We start from the raw sequence: 19,779 nt of genomic DNA, 5'->3' as shown, positions 1-19,779 counted from the left end.
AGTAAGTGATTTTGTTTCGATTAGTTACATTTATTAAATATAAGGAACTAATATGAACAGAGTATCTGTTTCAAAGCATCCTGATGGATGGAAAGCAAAAGTTGCTGGCAATGAAAGAGCTAGTAAAGTATGTTCGACACAAGTTGAATGTAGAGAATATGGGATTAGTTTAGCAAAAAAGTTAAATGCTGAATTTACACTTCATGGTCAAAATGGTCAAATTCGTGAGAAAAATTCTTATGGCAATGACCCAAGAAATGTGAAAGGCTAATAAATGGCAAAGTTTGTAATTAATAAAAACCAACAAAACAATGGTGATCATGAAGTTCATAATGCAACAACAGGTTGTAGCTACATGCCAAATCCAGAAAATCAAGTTGATTTAGGTTACCATAATAGCTGCCATGATGCAATCAATGAGGCTAAGAGAAGATGGCCTAACAACAGAATCAATGGTTGTTACTATTGTTGTCCATCATGTCATACAAGTTAATGATAAATTTAAGTAGAGGAGGAAATATCCTCTGCTTTTTTACTCATAGGAAATGTTATGGATAAAAAAATAAAAAATTCTCTAAATTTGCTGGAGAGGTTGTCGTCACTACTGTAATTCTCAATAAAAGATGCAAATATTTAATAGATAATGCCAATTATATCTAAATATCATCTATTGATATAAGGTAAACTAAATGAATTTGTGTCTACTTTTTAGAAGACATTTAAATTTATAACTCTCCTAATAATTTGCTTTATTTATATTCCATCAACTCTTTTTATAGTCAATATTATTGGAGAGATTGTACGATAAATTTAAAAATATTTTCACAATATAAAACGTCATCTATCGTTGTTGTTGTACCATTTTTTTCTTCCAATTTAATTTCAATATTATGAGCATCAGCAATAACTTTTGCTAAATATAATCCGATACCTTGCCCCTCTGGAACAAGAGTACAAACATTATCTCCTCTTTGAAATTTTTCAAAAATATGTTTTTTGTCTTCACTATTTATTTTTGGGCTAAAAGAAATAATTTCTATTAATACTTTATCATCTAAGTCATTGATATGAATTTCGATACTTTGATCTTTTAATGAATATTTAAGAGCATTATCAATTAAAATAAAGGGCAAACTTATAAAACTCTCATATAAAAATAATTGATTATGGGAAGTACCTTTTAATTCAATTTTAATTTTAGAATTAGTTCTCAAAATTCTGTTAAGTTTATCAATTGCTTTATATATATGAGTTTCACGTAATTGTCCATATTGTACGGCATTTGGATTTGAAATATAGTTTACATTATTAAATTGATAATCAAGCAAATTAATTGCTTTATATATACATAATAAATTTGTATCAAGAAATCTTAAATTTTCATCATAATGATAAGAGGAAGTAGAATTTTCACTTATATAATCTTCCATTCTTCTCAGAATTGTTGAATAAACTTTTTTCATATCATGAATAAAGACAGAATTATTTAAGTTTATAATATTTTTCTTTTTTGTATCTAACTGAATTATTTCTTCAATTTTATCAACCCATTTTTTAACTTTTTCAATATGCTTAAAAAAAATCTTATTGGGATATTTTTTTTTATCTTGTCTATTAAGTATTGAATAATCATTTCGAAGACTATGAATTATAAAACTTCTATTGTTAATAGAAATTTTAAAAAATAATATATTGTCAGAACAAAGTGAAACTTTATAATCTTTTCCTTGCCCTTTTATTAAACATTCTTTATCGCAAGATTTGCAATAAGGGTGTATGTTAAGCATTAATCCATCGTACTGATTTTTTTTAAAATCCATCAAAGGGAATAATGTTGTTTCAAGTAATATTTTAAAATTATTTGTATCCATTTTTTTAAACCTATTCTTTCATAATATTGATTATTGTTGTAACAATTGTTGTAATTGCAGCTGTATCTTGAACACCAAGCCTTACAAGTTTGACAAAATCTATATTTCCATTTTTAGTAATAATTGCCTTTGAAATAATTTTTTCTATATCACTTTCCTTATTAGAATCTTGTATTTGTCTCGAAATAACCATTTTTAGATTATTGATAAGAGTATTTATAGAATAATTTTGATTTATAATATTTTCTAATCTTTCCTTAGTCTCAAAAGTTGTTGAAGGTTTTTTCAAGAAATCATCAGCTAATTTCCAAAATTCTCCCTTATCTATTTCGTAGCTACTACCAGAAAAAGCGATTATGAGTTGTTTAGGATTTCTATGCTTCAATGATTTTAAGATATCCAAACCTGTTAAATCCTGACCTAATTGAGGATTAACTACCCCATATATATCAAGAATAATAAGATCAAAATTCCCATCTTCTAATCTTTTAATGTTATTGATGTCAATTTCTTTCCAATATTCAATTGTAAACCCAAGTGATTGCATGTGTTTAATTGGGAAACTATCTTCTTCATCATCAATAACTACAATTTTAATTCTCTTTTTTAATTCATTGAATTCAACAGACTTAATATCATCATATTTATATTTTTTCCAAAACATTAACTTTCCTTTATAAAATTATTTCCATTCCCTTGAAGCTTTTCAATCCTCTTATTTCTCTCAATCTCCCAATCATCAACAGGGTCAAGTTTATTCCAAGCTTCAAACAGTTGTTTCTCTTTTTTGGATATTTTCATTCCATACCTCCCTTCAAAGTAAAAGTAAGTTCGTGCAATATTCCCTCTGATGTCTTCTTTTGGTTCAGCTCGTTTATTTTTAAAATCTACTTCAAAATCTACATCTTTACCATAAGCTCTATCTTCACCTTCAATCATCCCATATTTAAAGTTTGACCTATCAGCATTTAATTCACCAATAGCAGGTACCAGGTTATGCATATCAGCTTCCATATATTTAAACTGTTGATTTACCTTAGAACAACACTTTCGTCCTTTGTAGGCTTTGCCTTTAGAATCAATACATTGTTCATCTCCTTCTCTCCAACAAACAAATTGTCTTCCAAAGTTTTCTGCAGGAATGATATGTTCCCATTCAATTCGATTGGCTCTTATATTTTTTTTCCCTGATTTAGTATAAGTATTTCGAGGAACATATCCACATGAACTTTTATCAATCATATTGTTTTTATCTTTGTAGTTATATTTACAATTGGCATAAAAAGTAACTTGATGGTCTTTATAAATATTTCTTAATAGTTTTTTGGACTGAGAGAAAGAATCAATAGTTTCATTGGCAAATGAAAGATTAACAATTAATAGTAGAATTACACTGAGGAGCTTCAAACTTTTTATCCTTTAAATTGATAGTTGCATTATTCTTTATCTCAAAATAGGCATATATAATAGCATTTTGCTTTCCATCTTTTAAGGTATTAACTAAAAAGTTTTCATAGACATATTCTTTACTTTTTTTCCCATCATAAAAAAGATAATTAACAGGAGTAATAATTTCAAAAGAAGTGTTTTTAAAAATAATATTCAAGTTGTGCTTAGTAGTTAAACTAATTAAGGTGTCTTTATTTAACATAAATTGCCTTTGCCTTGGAATTGAAAAATCACTAAAATGTATTATATGTTAAATAATGTTGTTTTTTTATTAAAAGGAGATTCCTATAAATAGCATATATAAAATTTTTAGAAAACAATTTTAAGATTACAAAATGTACTTATTAAAATAATTCGTACGCCCAAATAACCTTGATAAATTGGCTTTAGTGATTTCTAAATTTTGAGATAATAAATACTTTTTTGCATTCTCAATTTCAATTTCAGTAACCATATCTCCAAACGCCATATATCTAGGAATAATGTCATTTACTATTTCATTGTACCAAAATGGTAAATACTTAATCTCTCTCACCATATCCCAATGGGTTAGTTTATTTGATAAAATAAACTTAGATAAGTTATTAGGATAGTTTTCAAATATATTCATAAGTAAGCCGAATAAGGCATACTTTTCATTTATAGCTAATTGAAGATATATAGATTTGTTTGTTATTAACTCTTTATTTCTTATTAGTTCAATGATTTCAAATAGTGGATGAGTATGTAAAAATACAAAGTTTCTTTTATTCATTATTAATTTAGTCAATTGAGTTAAAACAATAAAAAAATGAAAAGAATATGCTGTTGTATTTTTTAACTGGATATAACCATTCTCAAGCATAAATAAAAGTTTTTTTATTGCCTCAAGTCCATATAAATGTCTTTTTTTTATAGGGATTACTTTTGATTGTTTTAAATCAAAACCACATTTATAACAATATGTAAATGGTAATTTATCTTTATACATTTTAGTAATTAAGATTTTGCTCAAGCAATGAGGACAAGAATCGTATAAATAACATTTATGTTTTAAACAAGCAGTATAAAATACAAGTTTCCATTCTTTTCTAAAATAGAACTTTTTATTTGTTAATTTTATACATTTAGGGCAAAACTTCATATTTGAGATAAAATGATTTGTAGAATCTTTTATGCCTTCTTCTAGGATGTTTTTTGCATAATATTTTAATGTTAATTTGTTAATATCAATTTTATTTTTACATTTATCTTGCATTTTAGAATAAATTTCATTACTCAATTTTGTATCGATATCACTTATGAAATAACCTCTATTTTTTAATCCAAAATGCATATTAAAAAAAGATTGTGGCTTCATATAATGCATATAAGCCGTTCTTACAAACCAAGAACTTAATAATTCATTATCATATGGTTTTGGAATAATTAAAAAATTTTTATCTATGAATTCTGCTAAACCAATGTGTCTTATCATACATCTTTTAGAATACTCTCTTTATGTACTTGTGACATAGAAATATATCCACACTCTCTTATTTCGTTAATAGTGATTCTTTCACTTTGAGTATTTATCGCATAAACAGCTGATTGTTTTAAAATTCCTATAATATCTCCAATGTATCCTTCGGATATATCAAGTATCTTTAGCGCAACATCAGGATTTAAAATATTTGATTCTTTCTTTAGTGGTAAGGTAGATAGAAATGTTGCCAATAAAGAGATGTACTCTTTATCTAATCGCCACTTTGTTAAATATACAGGTCTAAATCTACTACTTATTTGAGTATCTGTACTTATCGCTCTTAATGAGTCTTTTATACCAGCTAAAACAATTGGTATCTTTAATTGATTACTTAGATTTTTAATTGCATTCATCGTTTGTTTTTGTTTTGCGATTGATCCACTAAGTATATTATGAATTTCATCAATTATAATCATTTCAACATTTAATAGCTTCATATAGTATTCAACCAGATATTGTTTTCTTGATATATTTTCACTTTTCTTTACCGTCGTATCAATGGATGAAAATATATTGTCATATAATCTTGATTCACTGGGTTCTGTTGGAGCTTGAAGATAGAGTACTGGTATTCCTGTCGCATCATATAATTCGGTAAAATCATTAGTTGTTTCATCTTCATTTTTTTCATTAAATATCTCATAATTTAAGTGCCTTCTTTTAAACTCTTCAAGTAATGAAGTTTTACCATTATTTGATGATCCAACCACAAGCATACTGGTAACTCTAGTTTTATTTTTTTGATACTTAAAAATATCTTCTAGTTTGTCAAGTATATTTTGCGCTATTGGATAGTTTATCCATCTATCTTCTAGAATATATTTAATTCTTTCTTCATCACTTTGCAGTAGTAATTCTTGTGCTTTTTTAGTAAGTTTAATATTATTCATTTAGAGTACTCTTTTCATTTACTTGGAATAGTTGAATATTTGTAAATAAATCTTCATACTGATTATCAGAGGTATTAGTCTCTGTTTTAGGCTCTTTTTGATTTTCTATAATTCCTTTTTGTTCTCTTCTAACTCTTTGTTTATGGTCTTTATGTTTATGCTCTATATTTTTAGAAATTTCTTCTAATTGTTCGTAAGCATAAAAAATATCATCTTCATTGTAATCTGTAATCTTTTCATCTTTAAGATATTTTTTTGAAGCATATAAGTCCCAAAGTGTCATAACGGGAGCAGATATTTTTCTATAAGGTACTTCAAAATATTCTTTTAAGTCAGGATCATAAAAATATATTTTTTGAATATTGAGTGGATCACGTTTTATTTTGTGTTTAATTTTAGATTTCTTACTATCTTTTTTACCAATCCAATGTCTCAGCACATCAGAGTAATAAGATATGCCATCAAGAGTAATACCATCCTTTTGAACGGTTCTAAATTCTGTTGGGAGTAAGGATACCCTTAACTCTTCCATATCATCTGTTATTGGTGGTAAAATTCCAGTACCTGCTGTTTCTTCATCACCGAATATACCTTTAAAATATTTTTCTTCGGGTGTCGTTTGAATCCCATGATGATATTTTTTATGATATACATTCACAATATAATGAATAATCCATTGTGTTAGTTCTTCAACTGTAAACATAGCCTCTTTTGCTGAATCATATACACCTTTCTCATTTATGTTTGAAAAGGTAGTGCCTGCTAAGTTATGTATTTCTTTATTAATTGTTCCAAGTACTCTTTCAACATGTGCACCAAATTGAGGACGAGCTACAGGTCTTTTCATCAATGTAATGCCATATTCATCACAAACCATTTGCATATCAGAGGAAACTAAATCAGAACCATTGTCCACACCAATAATACGCGGCACTCCAAAAATATTCCATTCTCCTTCTACGTTATATTGTCTAAGCAGCTTATCTTTAGGTGTAAATGTATTAAATAAACATTGGCTCACATTATAATATGCAGGTTCTTGAAGTGATACATATATGCCTGTAATCATTCTTGAGTATACATCAATAGCTAATGTAAGATATGGTCTTTTCAATGGTTTTCTATGAAGTTTATCTACAACAATAATATCTAAAGGAGTATGGTCTATTTGAATAAACTCTAAAGGATAATTACCTTCAGGAAATTCTCCTTCATAGTTTTGGAATTGTTGCGAAGCTTTATGTCCATATCTTTTTTTAATTGCTTTTTTGGGATCAATTTTTTCAATTCTATTTCTAATTGTATTTTCATGTGGAGGAGTAAGGCTTAACTTTTTACATTCAAGATAAATTTTATTATAGATTTTTTTAAATCCATATCTTTGTTTATTTAAATATAAATCTTCAAGTATTTGATTAATAATATGTTCTATCTTATCATCTAATCTACTACCTTTTTTCCCTCTTAATGAGGTTTGTGGCACTAAAGAGCTTATTTCCATGGTTTGTTCATAAAGATTTATCCATTTATATACTGTTACAGAGCTATATCCTGCTTTTTTTGCGATAGATTTAACTTCATCTTTTGTTCTTGAAGTAAAGACAATCTTTTTTATAATCTCATATCTCTCTTTAGCAATATTCCATTCTTTCTCAGAATAATGTTCAATAAAGTTCTTAGGTTTTTCAAGATATTTTTTTGAAGATAGCTCTGTTAGTGGAACGTCAAGAATATCTCCATTATTATCTTTAACTATAGTTACTTTATTAAAACCAACTATACGTATTATTTCACACAGTTCATTGTTAAAAAAAACTTTTGAGCCAATTTTAAGATCAATAATTCCCATTGAGTCTGTATCCTTTCCTTAGAACCGAGTTCATTGTTAACTTTTCATATTGATTTACAAGTGTTCCCATATTATGAAATACGTAGTTCCAAATATAGGGTAGAAAAAAAGTTTGTTTCATTTTATTTGAATCATATTGATTAAGTACTTCTTGTATTGTAATGGCACCAGTATTATCTAATATTTTTTCAATCAATTTTGTTTTTTCTATATCTTCTTTAATATTTACAAAGTTATAAATATGTTTTAGATTTAGCATATATTGTTTATTTATCATTTCATCAGTATATATTTCAAAAGATAAATGCTTTTGTAATTTTATTTCATTTTGAACTAAAGATAGTTTTTGAACAAGCTCTTGATTTGAAAGCAGTTCATCTTTATACTTTATTTCAACTACTGTTTGAGTCTTATCTTTATATGTAATCAGTAAATCAGGAGTATATTTTCTAGGTTTTACATCATAATAAGTATAATGAAGTGTAAAAGGTTGTTCTATATATGAAACAACTCTTGGATCAAACTCCAATAACATAAACATATCCCTTTCTAATACTGATTCAAAAGTAACTTGTTTTTTATTCTTATAACTTGAAAAGTATCCTGTGCAGGATATATAGCTTTTTTTAATTTGTCTTACACTCATATCTAAATTATATAAAATCTCGTCAAGATTTACAATAGATAGGATGTTTAATTTATTTTGTATATTTTTCAATTTATTTAACCTTTTTAATATAATCTATTTAACTTAATTAATGTTGGAAATCTTTCAAGACTGGCTAAATATTGTGATTTAGAGTTAAGTTTGTTTTTGTATATGACAGGTCAGTCCCTGTGGTTTACATACAAAGTACCCTGCTACAAATAAAAAACTCATTGCAGCCATTGAACAAGAGGGGTTGATTTTAAGTGCGTATGATGCAGATTTTCTTGCAACTCCATGGAGTTTTGTAGCACGCAATGAAATCGTTGTAGCTTTAGGAGATATTTTAATTGTAACGCAAGCCGATTTAAACAGTGGCAGCATGAGAAGCGTAGAGTTTGCTTTAAATATGAACAAAAAAATTTATGTTTTGCCTCACCAAATTAATCAAAGTGCAGGAACCAACCAGCTTTTAAAAGAGGGTTTAGCCCAAGCCATTTATGATATAGATGAGTTTGTTATGGAACTATCAGGACATACCCTTTGCCAAGAAAAAGATGCGTTTTTAGAGTATTGTAAAAACAATCCCAACTACGACGAGGCCATCAAAAATTATGCTGAAAAAACATTTGTTTATGAATTAGAGGGAAAAATAAAAATCTTAAATGGGAAAATTTATCTGCCTTAAATGGCACACAACTTTCTCTTTTTTGCATATCGTAAAATCGTATAACCTACTATTCCAGAGAGAATTGAGCCTACTAAAATAGCCAATTTATCCGTATGCAAAAACATATTTGAATCATCATACGCCAAAGAGTCAATAAAAAAACTCATGGTAAATCCAATCCCTGTTAATACTGCAATGCCATACATTTGAGTCCAAGTAGCACACTTTGGAAGCTGTGCAATGTTGAATTTAACTGCCAGAAAAACAAACAACATTACCCCCATTTGTTTACCCAAAAACAATCCCATAATAATACCCATTGAAACAGGGTTTATGACATCATTAAAATCAATATTCATTAAATCCACACCGGCATTCATAAATGCAAAAATGGGCAAAATATAATACGCCACCCAAAAATGCAGATTTTTTTCCAATATTCTTGCGGGAGAGATATGTTTTTGTTCTTCAATTTTAACATTTAAAGGGATGGTAAATGCCAAAATAATTCCAGCAAGTGTCGCATGAACTCCCGATTTTAAAACGGCAATCCAGAGAAATATTCCAATAATAATATATGCTGTAATGCGTACAATATTGATTTTATTCATCAGCAATAAAATGGCAAAAAAAACACCTGCCAATAAAAGAGAGAGATATGACAACTCTGAGGTGTAAAAAATAGATATAATCACAATAGCACCAATGTCATCAATGATGGCCAATGCCATTAAAAACACTTTCAATGAGACAGGAATTCGCTTACCCAACAAAGACAAAATTCCCAAAGCAAAAGCAATATCCGTAGCCGTTGGAATCGCCCAACCACGCAAGGCAAAGTTGTTATCATAATTAAAAAATATAAAAATCAGTGCAGGGAAAAGCATACCACCTAAAGCGGCAAAACCCGGCAAAGCAATCTGTTTAAAACTTGACAGATGTCCCGTAAGCAGTTCTCTTTTAATTTCAAGTCCAATTAAAAGAAAAAACAGAGCCATTAACCCATCATTGATCCATAAAAAAATGGGCTTATTCAGTTCAAGCATTTCACCCACGCTTATGGTCACATTCGTTTGTAAAATGTTATTGTAGTATTCAGACAAAAAAGAGTTTTTAAAAATTAAGGCAAGGAGCGTAACACCAATAAGGATAAGCCCCGCCGATGACTCTTTTTTGATAAACTCTCTGACCAAAATTCGCACATTAATCCTTTTAAAATAGCTTCTTTATCTTACAACGATTTTGAATTTATTTCAACTAAGGTCTTAATTGATAGGTAATATCTCCCGCTCCCACACCAACAATCAAACCATGCTGATAGGTTTTTAGAATTTTATCATCTTTAATAATTTGCACCATCCCTTTTTTTGAGATTATCTTTTGTGCAAAAACGGGATTATATTTTTCAAACTCTTTGGCAAAATCAATCTCAATGAGCTCTTCACCTGCACTGTATACAGGAAGAATAATCAACTCATCGCACCCTTTAAAACACTCTTTAAACTCTGCTAAGTTATCAATGGTACGCGAATATTTATGGGGTTGCCAAATGACCACGGTGTTATTCATGTCTTTTAAATTGCTGTACAAACTGACCGATTTAATGGTGGCTTTGATCTCTGTTGGATGATGCGCATAATCATCAATCACCACCAAACCATTGGTTTTTTGCACAATATCAAATCGTTTTTTAATTCCTTTGTATTTTGTCAAATTCTCTTTAATTTCATCCAAACCAATTTCATTGAGTGCGGCAAGAATAGCCAAAGAGGCATCAAGCGCAATATGATGTCCAAATCCCCACACTTCAAAAGTACCCAAATCTTTTAAATCAAATGTGGTATAAGGTTCACCGTTTTTAAGGGTAAAAGAGATATCTTTAATGTCCGTTGTAGGATATAAACGAATGGCTTCTAAGTCCTCTAAGGTGTTTAAAAACTCATCTTCAGCGTTAATGACTCTTACCTTAGCCATTTTTAAAAACTGCTCATATGCTCCATAGAACCGTTTTAAATCATGATTGTAATATTCCATATGTTCAGGTTCTGCATTCGTAACAATGGCACAATACGGGTTGGAAAGGAGAAAACTCGCATCACTCTCATCGGCTTCAAAGGCAACCAAATCATTTTGATACCTAAAATTTGAGTCAAACTCCTTTGAAATTGCACCAATGAGTGCTGAGGATTGTAAAATCGAAGCTAAAATTGCAGTAGTGGTACTTTTTCCATGTGCACCAGCTACACAATAGTTCTTTTTGTTGCCCAAAATAAAAGGCAATGCCTCTTTTCTTGATTTGGATTGAATGTTGTGTCTTGCTGCTTCAATGATTTCCACATTGCATTGTTTAACAGCAGCAGAATAAATCACCATATCTTGACTGTTTATGGCACTGGCACTATGAGGAATCGTAATTTCAATGCCCTCACCTCTTAACTCTTGGATTAAAGGTGACTCTTTAATATCTGAACCCGTAACGCTGTGTCCGTCATATTTTAAAAAACGTGCCAGTGCCGAAAGACCTATACCACCAATTCCAATAAAATGTACTTTCATTATTAATCCAATAAGTGTTTTAAATTTTCAAATTCACGCTTTAATATCGCATCATTTTGCGCTAAAAATGTTTGAATATCAAACGTAAAATTCACGATAAAATAGCCATATCTCTCTTCTAAATCCATCACATTAACATCTACACTGTTTTCATAAAAGCTCTCCATGTCCATCTCTTTTGAACAAGCAACCAGATGTACATTGATTGCCCCAACGAGATGTTCATCTTCAACAATATTGCTTAAAAGAAAAAAGAACTCTTTTGCACCTGAAAAATCATTATAACTCCATTTTTCAATGGCATGTTCATAGAATGACCGAATATATAAAAGCTCATCTTTTTCCAGTTTCAGTTTTTTCCCACCATTCACAATGGTTTCAATGCGTTCAAACGATATTTTTAAAATATTCTCATAAACATTGTTGATTTTCTCTTCATCTAAATCCAATATTAGCATGGAATCAAGAACTTCATACAGTGCTGAAATATTCTCACTTTTGATCGCATCAACTCGTGTTTGTTCTAAATAGTTTAAAAATTCTGGGTTGGTTCGAGCTTCGTGTAATTCAGCTTTATCCATGAATAAAATCCTTCAATCGTGTTAATACTTCTCTTGTTTTTTCTTCATTTTCAACCAATGCAATTCGGACATACCCTCTTCCCATTCCATTTCGTCCTAAAAAACTTCCTGGCAAAACTTTGATATTTTTTTCTTGGTATAACGCTTTTGTAAAAGCCAACTCATCTTCAACTTCAAGCCAAATATAAAAAGTAGCATCGGGAATTTCTACCCCCAAAAGCTCTTTGGCTATTTCAAAATTCTTTTTATAGGTTTTTCTGAACTCTTTTACATGAGCTTCATCGTTCCACGCATCTGCACTGGCTCGTTGTAATGGCACAGGAGAGGCACACCCCACATAGGTTCTGTATTTTAAATACTCTTCTAAGATTTTTGCATCACCTGCAATAAAGCCACTTCTCAATCCTGGGGCACTGCTTCGTTTTGAAATAGAGTTCATGACCAATACATTTTTAAACTCACTGTTGCCGGCTTTTATAGAGGCTTCTAAAAGTGAGTGTGGTTTTTTATTTTCATCAAAATAGATTTCACTGTAACACTCATCGTTGATCAATACAAAATCAAACTCTAACGCTTTTTTCACCCACAACACCAAATCATCTAAACCAATATTTGCCGACGTTGGATTATTGGGATAGTTTAAAATCACTAAATCACATTTTTTCAACTCTTCATCACTTAAAATGGGTTGAAAATTGTTCTCTTTGGTTAAATTAATATGAATAATCTCTGCTCGGCTCGCAATGGCTGCCCCTTCATAAATTTGATAAAAAGGGTTGGTAAATGCCATAACAGGATTTTTTGTATCAAAGAGATAAAATTGGGGAAAGTTAAAAAGCACTTCTCTTGTACCAAACGTAGGAATGAGTTGCTCTTTGTTCAATTGAACGCCAAATCGTGTTGTAACAAAATTGAGCATAGACTCTTTTAAATACTCTTCACCAATTGTTTTTGGATATTTGTTTAATAACGAACTGCTCTCTTGTAAACTTTTTTGTATAAACAAAGGTGTGTTAAATTGCGGTTCTCCAATGGTAAGTGAACTCAATGTATATTGATTGTTGGGAACAATATTCTCCAACAATTCATTCAATTTTTCAAACGGATACGTTTCAAAATTCATCTGTTTCCTTTATAGGGTATAAATATTTTATTCTTCAACAATAGGTATAAGCAGTTGGTTGAAGCGTGTTAAATCAAAAGCAACCAAATCAGAGTTGGTATAGAAAAATTCATAAAAATATCTGTTTTTAAACATGGCTTGTTTCAAAGGCATGATTTGTAACACATTGCGTTGCTCTTTTAAGACACGGATGGGGTTTTTCTCATCATTGATGATTTCAATTTTTTGATTAAAGATTTTAGCCAAGTTTTCAAAGTGGTTTAAAATATCACTGTTGTTATCATCCCCGATGGGATCAAGGTTAAAAATCTTTGTTTTTGTTTTTAACTGAGCAGAAATATCGAACACTAAAGGCGAAATTTGTTCATACGATTTTTTATCATCTAAAAGAACAACGGTCTCTTTAATGGTCTCAATTTTATCCAATCCCAGTTTTAAAATAGGAATTCGTAAATTGATTAAATCTTTTAACTCTTTTTTATTGGAGAACAGTTCATAAGAGAGCATAAACACCCCTACGTCATGCCGCTTAATATCGGTTGTGATGATTTTTTTAAACCCTACATTTTGATAATCTATATCTAAAATGATACTGCCATCTCCCATGAGTTCTTCTTTAATTTCATTCATAATCAAAGCATTCGTTGGTCGCGTAACTTTTACGATTAATGATCTGTTTTTTAATCTTTCGTGCAAAAACTTTGCCTCTTTAACGGCCTTAATGACTTCTGACTCTTTTTGTAAATACAGATCCAAATAGAGATAAATGTTGTGCCCAAATGGCATAGGGAATTGTCCCTCATTTTTTGAAATAGCATTATAGACTTGCATGAGAACTTTGGGTTTCCCAATAATTAAAATCACATCATTGGGTTTTAAAATCAATGAAGGTTTTACACTGATCAATCGGTCATTGCGATAAAGTCCAAAAATTTTCCACTCAACTTGTTCAATTGATCCTATGTATCTATAAGCATAAGAGCTTCCAAAAGGAATTCTTATCTCCATAATTTCACCCTGTCGCAATCCAATATTTTGTGCAACAACCGGAATATTAGGTAATCTTTCAATCATACCATTGGCTAAAACATCTATGCCTTTATAAATATTGACTTTAGGGTCTTTAAGTTCAATGCCCCAATAATCCAATATATTCATCTGCATATTGGCTTTTTTTCGTTTGATATTATCAATGACATTCAGCATTTCATCTTTTGAATTTAACGCAATCAATGCTTCGGTGTGTACATTTTTATCTAAGACCATACCTAACTTTGAAAAAGAGGTGGGATCAAACTTGTAAAAGGTAAAATTGGAAGGTTTTTTTGCAGGCATAATTAAATCATTGATGTATATTACATCGTAGTAATTTTCTCCTGTATTGGCTTCAACAATTCTATGTAATAATTTCTTAGCAACAATGCCATCTAATATAACTAATATTTTTTTCATGACGGATATTATAGCCAAATAAGATGATAACTCTTTGAAAAGAATCTATATTTTAAAAATATAGTCTTAACGACTAAATTTATTACACATGAACTTTTTGATACAATTGCATTTTAGTTAATCAAAGGATATTTTTTTCAATGCAATTCAAAATCGATGCAACACAAAACAAAGCCAGAGCATGTACCATTGTTACTGCACACAGTACCATACAAACCCCTGTTTTTATGCCCGTAGGAACTCAAGGAACGGTCAAAGCGCTTGATGCCAATGATATGCTCAGCCTTGGCGCTCAAATCATTTTAGGAAACACCTATCACCTCTATTTACGCCCAGGAAGCAAAACAGTGAAAAAATTTGGAGGTCTGCATGGCTTTTCAAAATTTCCCAACTCATTTTTAACAGACTCAGGTGGATTCCAAGCATTTTCATTGAGTGATAACTCAAAACCAGATGAAAACGGCATCATGTTTAAATCACACATTGATGGAAGCAAACACTACTTTACTCCACAAAGTGTTTTGGATACGCAATATGACTTAGGCAGTGATATTATGATGATTTTAGATGATTTAGTTGCCTTACCAAATACGAAAGAGCGAATTAAACTCTCCATCGAAAGAACGACAGCTTGGGCAAAAGAGGCAATTACGTATCACAAAAGCCAACAAGAAAAAGGCATAGGAGTCAATCAAAACATTTTTGCCATCATTCAAGGAGGAACCGACAAAGAGTTCAGAAAACTCAGTGCCGAGCAGCTTTGTGCTCTTACCGATTACGATGGTTTTGCCATTGGAGGATTGAGTGTAGGAGAGACCAATCATGATATGTATGACACCGTTGAGTGGACAACACAATTTATGCCTCAAGATAAACCGCGATACCTTATGGGGGTGGGAACACCTGAAGATTTGATTGAAAATATTGACCGAGGTGTGGATATGTTTGATTGTGTTATGCCCACAAGAAATGCCCGAAATGGAACACTTTTTACCACCTTTGGACGAGTCAATATTAAAAATGCCCACTTCAAGGAAGATGAGACACCCATAGATGAAGCGTGTGGATGTTATACGTGCCAAAATTTCACCAAAGCCTACTTAAATCATCTCTTTCGAGCAGGAGAAATCACCTATTTCAGATTGGGTTCAATTCACAATATTTACTACTATTTAAATCTGATGAAAGAGGCGCGTGCTGCTATTTTGGAGCAAAGATGGCCAGAATTTAAAAAAGAGTTCTATGCCAAACGAAGTGTGGTTAAAGATTAACGAAACTCACTTTTGATATAATCGAATCTCAATAATTATACGAAACGTATAAAGGAAAAAAATGACAATAGATGATAAAACAATTGATAAATTAGCAAAACTCTCCAGTTTACACATAGATGATTCTAAAAAAGAGAGTCTAAAAAGTGAACTGGGAGATATTATTAACTTCGTAGAAAATCTCAATGAAATTGATGTCAGCCACATTGAAGCAACATTTACGACCGTTGAAGGGGGAACACCTTTAAGAGAAGATGTTGCCATTCAAGATTTAGATGTCTCAAGCCATATTGTTAACCATGCGCCAAAAAGTGAAGATGGCTTTTTCATCGTTCCAAAAATTATCGAGTAAGGCTTTATTATGATAACAGTTTATGGAATCAAAACATGCGGCAGTGTTCAAAAAGCGCTAAAATTTTTTAAAGACCATAATATAGATGTGAATTTTTTTGATTTTAAAAAAGAGACACCCTCTTCTGAGGTGGTAAAATCTTGGGTTGAAAAATCTGATATCAATGTGCTTTTTAATTCAAAAGGTACTAAATATAAAACCCTTCAACTCAAAGAGTTAAACTTAGATGAAGATGGAAAGTTTGAATGGTTATGTAAAGAGCCGATGTTATTTAAACGACCTGTTATTGAGTTTGACGATAAACTCATTGTTGCTTTTGATGAAGCACTTTATAAAAAAACTTTTTTATAACATCTTGAGTAAGAAGCTTAAAAGGAAGAGAGTAAAAGAACTCTCTTCCTTTTTTTAACTCTTATTTTCTGGCTTCTTTTAACGTTTCAGCAATCATAAACGATAACTCTAACGCTTGGTCGGCATTTAATCTTGGGTCACATTGAGTATGGTATCTGCTGGCAAGCCCTTCTTGCGTAATAGCAGAACTTGCACTTCCTGTACACTCAGTTACATTTTGTCCCGTCATTTCAAGATGAATTCCACCTGCAACAGTACCTTCGGCATTGTGAATTTGGAAAAATTGTTTCACTTCATCTAAAATTGATTCAAAATCTCTTGTTTTATAGCCGTTGTCTGTTTTGATGGTATTTCCATGCATTGGATCACACGACCACAATATATTTTTTCCTTCAGCTTTGACTTTACGTAAAAGATTTGGGAAAATATCTCCCACTTTATTTGCCCCCATTCGTACAATTAAGTTTAATCTTCCCGCTTCATTTTCTGGGTTTAAAGTATCAATGAGTTTTAAGAGTTCATCCTCTTTCATAGAAGGGCCTACTTTACAACCAATTGGGTTTTTAATCCCTTTAAAGTACTCAACATGTGCACCATTAAGTTCTCTTGTTCTGTCCCCAATCCATAACATATGGGCAGAACAGTCATACCAATCTCCTGTCAAAGAGTCTTGTCTTGTTAATGCTTCTTCATAGTTCAGTAACAATGCTTCATGTGAGGTATAAAGTGTAGTCTCTTTGAGTTGAGCAGTATTTTCAGAGGTGATTCCACACGCTTTCATAAATGCCAATGTCTCTGAAATTTTATTCGCCAATTCATCATACTTTACACCCAAGGCATGATCTTGAATAAAATCCAAATTCCAAGAGTGTACTTGGTGTAAATCTGCCATTCCTCCTCTTGAAAATGCTCTTAGAAGGTTTAAGGTTGAAGCACTTTGATTGTATGCTTTTAACAATTTTTTAGCTTTTGGTGCGCGTGATTTCTCATCAAAGTTTACCGAATTGACAATGTCACCACGATACGAAGGAAGCGCAATGCCATTAATGTTTTCAAAATCATCACTTCTTGGTTTGGCAAATTGTCCTGCAATTCGTCCAACTTTAACTACAGGACAACCGCCTGAAAAAGTCAAAATAACGGCCATTTGCATCATAACTTTAAAAAGATTTTTAATATTATTGGCATTAAATGCATCAAATGACTCCGCGCAATCTCCCCCTTGAAGTAAAAATGCTTTCCCTGCAACGGCATCGGCCAATTTACGCTTTAAGTTTCTGGCTTCTCCTGCAAAAATAAGCGGTGGATATGATTTTAGTTCGGCTTCCACTTTGGCCAATTTTTCTAAATCTGTATAAGTTGGTTGTTGTTTGATTGGAAAATCTCTCCAGCTTTTTGGATTCCAATTATTCATTTTTAATACCTTTTATATATTTTAATCATTTAAGCAACTATTCTAACGGATTATTACTTAATTCTGTTGGCTTGGTTACGATTTAATTACGATACCAATTTTGACAATAAATCTTTAAATGAATCTTTAAAAGCCACCAATCCATCATTTAATAAATCATCATACACTTTTTGAATATTTACCCCTGCAGATGCAACTTTTGCAAAAAACAGATCACACTCCTCTTCACTCATCATTTTAGTTGGTTTTTTAGAACCATCTTTGACCCAGTTTTCAATTGTTGCAAGTGGTGCTGTGTTAATTGAGTTTGGATAAATCAAGGTATCCACGTAATAACTTGGCGACAATTCAGGTGATTTAACTCCCGTACTTGCAAAAAGTGTTCGGATATTTTTATTTTTAAATTTATTGACTTCATAATAACACTTTGTAGCATTGATAATCCCCAATTGCGTCACTGGCAATTTTTTATACTCAAATTCTGCATCACACATTCGATCTAACCGACTGACAAAAACAGAAACCACGGCTTTAATATCTTTCTTACTCTCTTTAATTCCTGCATCCAACGCTTTCGTACACTCAATGGCTTGTTCAGGTGAAAAAACCAATGTCGCATTGACATTAATCCCTTGGGCAGTCAACGCTTTCATGGCTTTATAGCCAGCTTTGGTTGCAGGAACTTTAATCATGACATTCTCATTGCCAATGGTTTTATACAATCTCTCACCCTCTTCAATCGTTCCCTCTTCATCATCACATAAAGTAGGATCGACTTCAATAGAGATAAATCCATCATCGGCATCATTGTTATGCAAATCGGCTAAAATCTCTGAAGCTCTTGTAATATCAGTAATGGCCAACTCTTCATAAATCTTTTTTTCACTGTTGGCTTGAAGCATGTCCAGTTGTTGTCGATATGCAACTGAGTTTGAAATTGCCGATTCAAAAATAGCAGGATTACTCGTTGCTCCTTGAATTATTTTATCTTTTATTAAACTTTTAAATTGGTTTTCTAAAAAATCTCTCTCTATAAAATCACACCAAAGTGAAAAGTTAATATCTTCTTTTAAAGCCATCTTAATTCCTTTTAATTGTCCCTATGTATAGGATTTTTTTCTTATATCTTTTCTTTTTAGAAGCGGGTTACATATGTGCCAAAATTTCTCTTAAATCTTTGTTATCAATAATGATATTGGCCTCTTTTTTTAAAATATCATGAGCACAAAATGCCACTCTTTTATCGGCATAATGGAACATGGAAACGTCGTTGGCACCATCACCTACAACCAATGTATCTTTGGCAGTAATGCCCATAACCGCTTGCATTCTTTCTAACATTTCACCTTTAGAAAAACCAAACATCATCTCTCCACCAATAAGTCCTGTAAGTTTCCCCTCTTTGTGATGCAATACATTAGAGAAATCAGCATCAAGTCCGAGTTTTTCCTTAAATGGTGTCGTACCAATTCTGAATCCACCTGAGAAACAAACCACTTTATACCCCATCTCTTTTAACGCTTTAACGGTTTCAAAAGCACCTGGCATTACAGGAAGATTGGCACAAATATCAACAGCACGTTGATAATCTAGGCCTTTTAAAAGCCCTACGCGTGTTGTCAAACTCTCAAAAAAATCCAATCGTCCTGACATCGCTTCTTGCGTTATTTTGACCACTTTCTCTTTAATTCCTAACTCTTGCGCTAAAAAATCAATTGTTTCGCCATCCATTAATGTTGAATCAAAATCAAACACGGCTAATTTCATTATAAATTCCTAAGTTTAATATTTAAAGGGTAT

22 protein-coding genes are annotated in these 19,779 nt (G+C 31.2%); 6 read left to right on the top strand and 16 right to left on the bottom strand.

Features of this window, described 5'->3' with window-relative positions; all coding sequences use genetic code 11:
- The first annotated feature begins 52 nt into the window (after positions 1-52).
- Positions 53-271, top strand: coding sequence for a DUF2188 domain-containing protein (locus ACNI3C_RS05920; protein ID WP_419771324.1), 219 nt, complete (start codon positions 53-55; stop codon positions 269-271).
- Positions 272-274: 3 nt separating this feature from the next.
- Positions 275-493 (top strand): hypothetical protein, encoded by a 219-nt coding sequence (locus ACNI3C_RS05915; protein ID WP_419771323.1) that lies wholly within the window; start codon positions 275-277, stop codon positions 491-493.
- Between the two features lie 292 nt (positions 494-785).
- Here ACNI3C_RS05915 and ACNI3C_RS05910 read toward each other — a convergent pair whose 3' ends face one another.
- The 8 genes from ACNI3C_RS05910 to ACNI3C_RS05875 form a co-directional block, all read right to left on the bottom strand.
- Positions 786-1,871 (bottom strand): sensor histidine kinase, encoded by a 1,086-nt coding sequence (locus ACNI3C_RS05910; RefSeq protein WP_419771322.1) that lies wholly within the window; start codon positions 1,869-1,871, stop codon positions 786-788.
- Positions 1,872-1,881: 10 nt separating this feature from the next.
- The gene (locus ACNI3C_RS05905) at positions 1,882-2,535 is read right to left on the bottom strand and encodes a hypothetical protein (RefSeq protein ID WP_419771321.1); all 654 of its coding nucleotides are present in this window, start codon (positions 2,533-2,535) and stop codon (positions 1,882-1,884) included.
- The gene (locus tag ACNI3C_RS05900; protein WP_419771320.1) at positions 2,535-3,278 is read right to left on the bottom strand and encodes an endonuclease; all 744 of its coding nucleotides are present in this window, start codon (positions 3,276-3,278) and stop codon (positions 2,535-2,537) included. Before ACNI3C_RS05900 ends, ACNI3C_RS05905 begins: the two co-directional genes overlap by 1 nt.
- On the bottom strand, positions 3,241-3,522 hold the full coding sequence (locus tag ACNI3C_RS05895; protein WP_419771319.1) for a hypothetical protein: 282 nt from the start codon (positions 3,520-3,522) through the stop codon (positions 3,241-3,243). The genes ACNI3C_RS05900 and ACNI3C_RS05895 overlap by 38 nt, the downstream gene beginning before the upstream one ends.
- 126 nt (positions 3,523-3,648) lie before the next feature.
- A complete protein-coding gene (locus ACNI3C_RS05890; protein WP_419771318.1) occupies positions 3,649-4,776 on the bottom strand; it encodes a TniQ family protein in 1,128 nt (375 codons plus the stop codon).
- The gene (locus ACNI3C_RS05885) at positions 4,773-5,714 is read right to left on the bottom strand and encodes a TniB family NTP-binding protein (protein ID WP_419771317.1); all 942 of its coding nucleotides are present in this window, start codon (positions 5,712-5,714) and stop codon (positions 4,773-4,775) included. The genes ACNI3C_RS05890 and ACNI3C_RS05885 overlap by 4 nt, the downstream gene beginning before the upstream one ends.
- On the bottom strand, positions 5,707-7,563 hold the full coding sequence (locus tag ACNI3C_RS05880) for a TnsB C-terminal domain-containing protein (RefSeq protein ID WP_419771316.1): 1,857 nt from the start codon (positions 7,561-7,563) through the stop codon (positions 5,707-5,709). Before ACNI3C_RS05880 ends, ACNI3C_RS05885 begins: the two co-directional genes overlap by 8 nt.
- Complete coding sequence (locus tag ACNI3C_RS05875) at positions 7,550-8,281, bottom strand: TnsA endonuclease N-terminal domain-containing protein (protein ID WP_419771315.1); 732 nt, start codon at positions 8,279-8,281, stop codon at positions 7,550-7,552. Before ACNI3C_RS05875 ends, ACNI3C_RS05880 begins: the two co-directional genes overlap by 14 nt.
- 160 nt (positions 8,282-8,441) lie before the next feature.
- On the opposite strand from ACNI3C_RS05875, the gene ACNI3C_RS05870 reads away from it, so the two are divergent.
- Positions 8,442-8,897 carry a DNA-processing protein DprA gene (locus ACNI3C_RS05870; RefSeq protein ID WP_419771442.1) on the top strand — a complete coding sequence of 152 codons (456 nt, stop codon included), beginning with the start codon at positions 8,442-8,444 and terminating at the stop codon, positions 8,895-8,897.
- Here the strand turns inward: ACNI3C_RS05870 and nhaA are convergent.
- Genes nhaA through ACNI3C_RS05845 form a run of 5 tightly spaced genes read right to left on the bottom strand, consistent with a single transcriptional unit; the run spans position 8,894 to position 14,591 of the window.
- The gene (gene nhaA, locus ACNI3C_RS05865; RefSeq protein ID WP_419771314.1) at positions 8,894-10,081 is read right to left on the bottom strand and encodes a Na+/H+ antiporter NhaA; all 1,188 of its coding nucleotides are present in this window, start codon (positions 10,079-10,081) and stop codon (positions 8,894-8,896) included. The genes ACNI3C_RS05870 and nhaA overlap by 4 nt on opposite strands.
- 55 nt (positions 10,082-10,136) lie before the next feature.
- On the bottom strand, positions 10,137-11,435 hold the full coding sequence (gene murC / locus ACNI3C_RS05860; RefSeq protein ID WP_419771313.1) for a UDP-N-acetylmuramate--L-alanine ligase: 1,299 nt from the start codon (positions 11,433-11,435) through the stop codon (positions 10,137-10,139).
- A 2-nt stretch (positions 11,436-11,437) separates the two neighbouring features.
- The gene (locus ACNI3C_RS05855; RefSeq protein WP_419771312.1) at positions 11,438-12,016 is read right to left on the bottom strand and encodes a hypothetical protein; all 579 of its coding nucleotides are present in this window, start codon (positions 12,014-12,016) and stop codon (positions 11,438-11,440) included.
- Positions 12,009-13,139 (bottom strand): succinyldiaminopimelate transaminase, encoded by a 1,131-nt coding sequence (locus ACNI3C_RS05850; RefSeq protein ID WP_419771311.1) that lies wholly within the window; start codon positions 13,137-13,139, stop codon positions 12,009-12,011. Before ACNI3C_RS05850 ends, ACNI3C_RS05855 begins: the two co-directional genes overlap by 8 nt.
- Positions 13,140-13,166: 27 nt before the next feature.
- The gene (locus ACNI3C_RS05845) at positions 13,167-14,591 is read right to left on the bottom strand and encodes a COG3400 family protein (RefSeq protein WP_419771310.1); all 1,425 of its coding nucleotides are present in this window, start codon (positions 14,589-14,591) and stop codon (positions 13,167-13,169) included.
- Positions 14,592-14,731: 140 nt separating this feature from the next.
- Here ACNI3C_RS05845 and tgt point away from each other — a divergent pair, with 140 nt between their 5' ends.
- The 3 genes from tgt (at position 14,732) to ACNI3C_RS05830 (ending at position 16,565) form a co-directional block, all read left to right on the top strand.
- Positions 14,732-15,862 carry a tRNA guanosine(34) transglycosylase Tgt gene (gene tgt / locus ACNI3C_RS05840; RefSeq protein ID WP_419771309.1) on the top strand — a complete coding sequence of 377 codons (1,131 nt, stop codon included), beginning with the start codon at positions 14,732-14,734 and terminating at the stop codon, positions 15,860-15,862.
- Positions 15,863-15,923: 61 nt separating this feature from the next.
- Positions 15,924-16,214 carry an Asp-tRNA(Asn)/Glu-tRNA(Gln) amidotransferase subunit GatC gene (gene gatC, locus ACNI3C_RS05835; protein ID WP_419771308.1) on the top strand — a complete coding sequence of 97 codons (291 nt, stop codon included), beginning with the start codon at positions 15,924-15,926 and terminating at the stop codon, positions 16,212-16,214.
- 9 nt (positions 16,215-16,223) lie between these two features.
- On the top strand, positions 16,224-16,565 hold the full coding sequence (locus ACNI3C_RS05830; protein WP_419771307.1) for an arsenate reductase family protein: 342 nt from the start codon (positions 16,224-16,226) through the stop codon (positions 16,563-16,565).
- 61 nt (positions 16,566-16,626) lie between these two features.
- Here ACNI3C_RS05830 and ACNI3C_RS05825 read toward each other — a convergent pair whose 3' ends face one another.
- From ACNI3C_RS05825 to serB, 3 genes are all read right to left on the bottom strand, one after another.
- Entirely contained in the window at positions 16,627-17,979 is a 1,353-nt protein-coding gene (locus ACNI3C_RS05825) for a class II 3-deoxy-7-phosphoheptulonate synthase (RefSeq protein WP_419771306.1), read from the bottom strand.
- Between the two features lie 86 nt (positions 17,980-18,065).
- Positions 18,066-19,058, bottom strand: coding sequence for a transaldolase (locus ACNI3C_RS05820; RefSeq protein ID WP_419771305.1), 993 nt, complete (start codon positions 19,056-19,058; stop codon positions 18,066-18,068).
- Positions 19,059-19,125: 67 nt separating this feature from the next.
- Positions 19,126-19,746 (bottom strand): phosphoserine phosphatase SerB, encoded by a 621-nt coding sequence (serB, locus tag ACNI3C_RS05815; RefSeq protein WP_419771304.1) that lies wholly within the window; start codon positions 19,744-19,746, stop codon positions 19,126-19,128.
- Positions 19,747-19,779: the final 33 nt, after the last annotated feature.

Source organism: Marinarcus sediminis (SeqCode) (assembly GCF_048571275.1).
Lineage (GTDB): Bacteria > Campylobacterota > Campylobacteria > Campylobacterales > Arcobacteraceae > Marinarcus > Marinarcus sediminis.
This window is presented reverse-complemented; position numbering and strand designations above follow the sequence as displayed.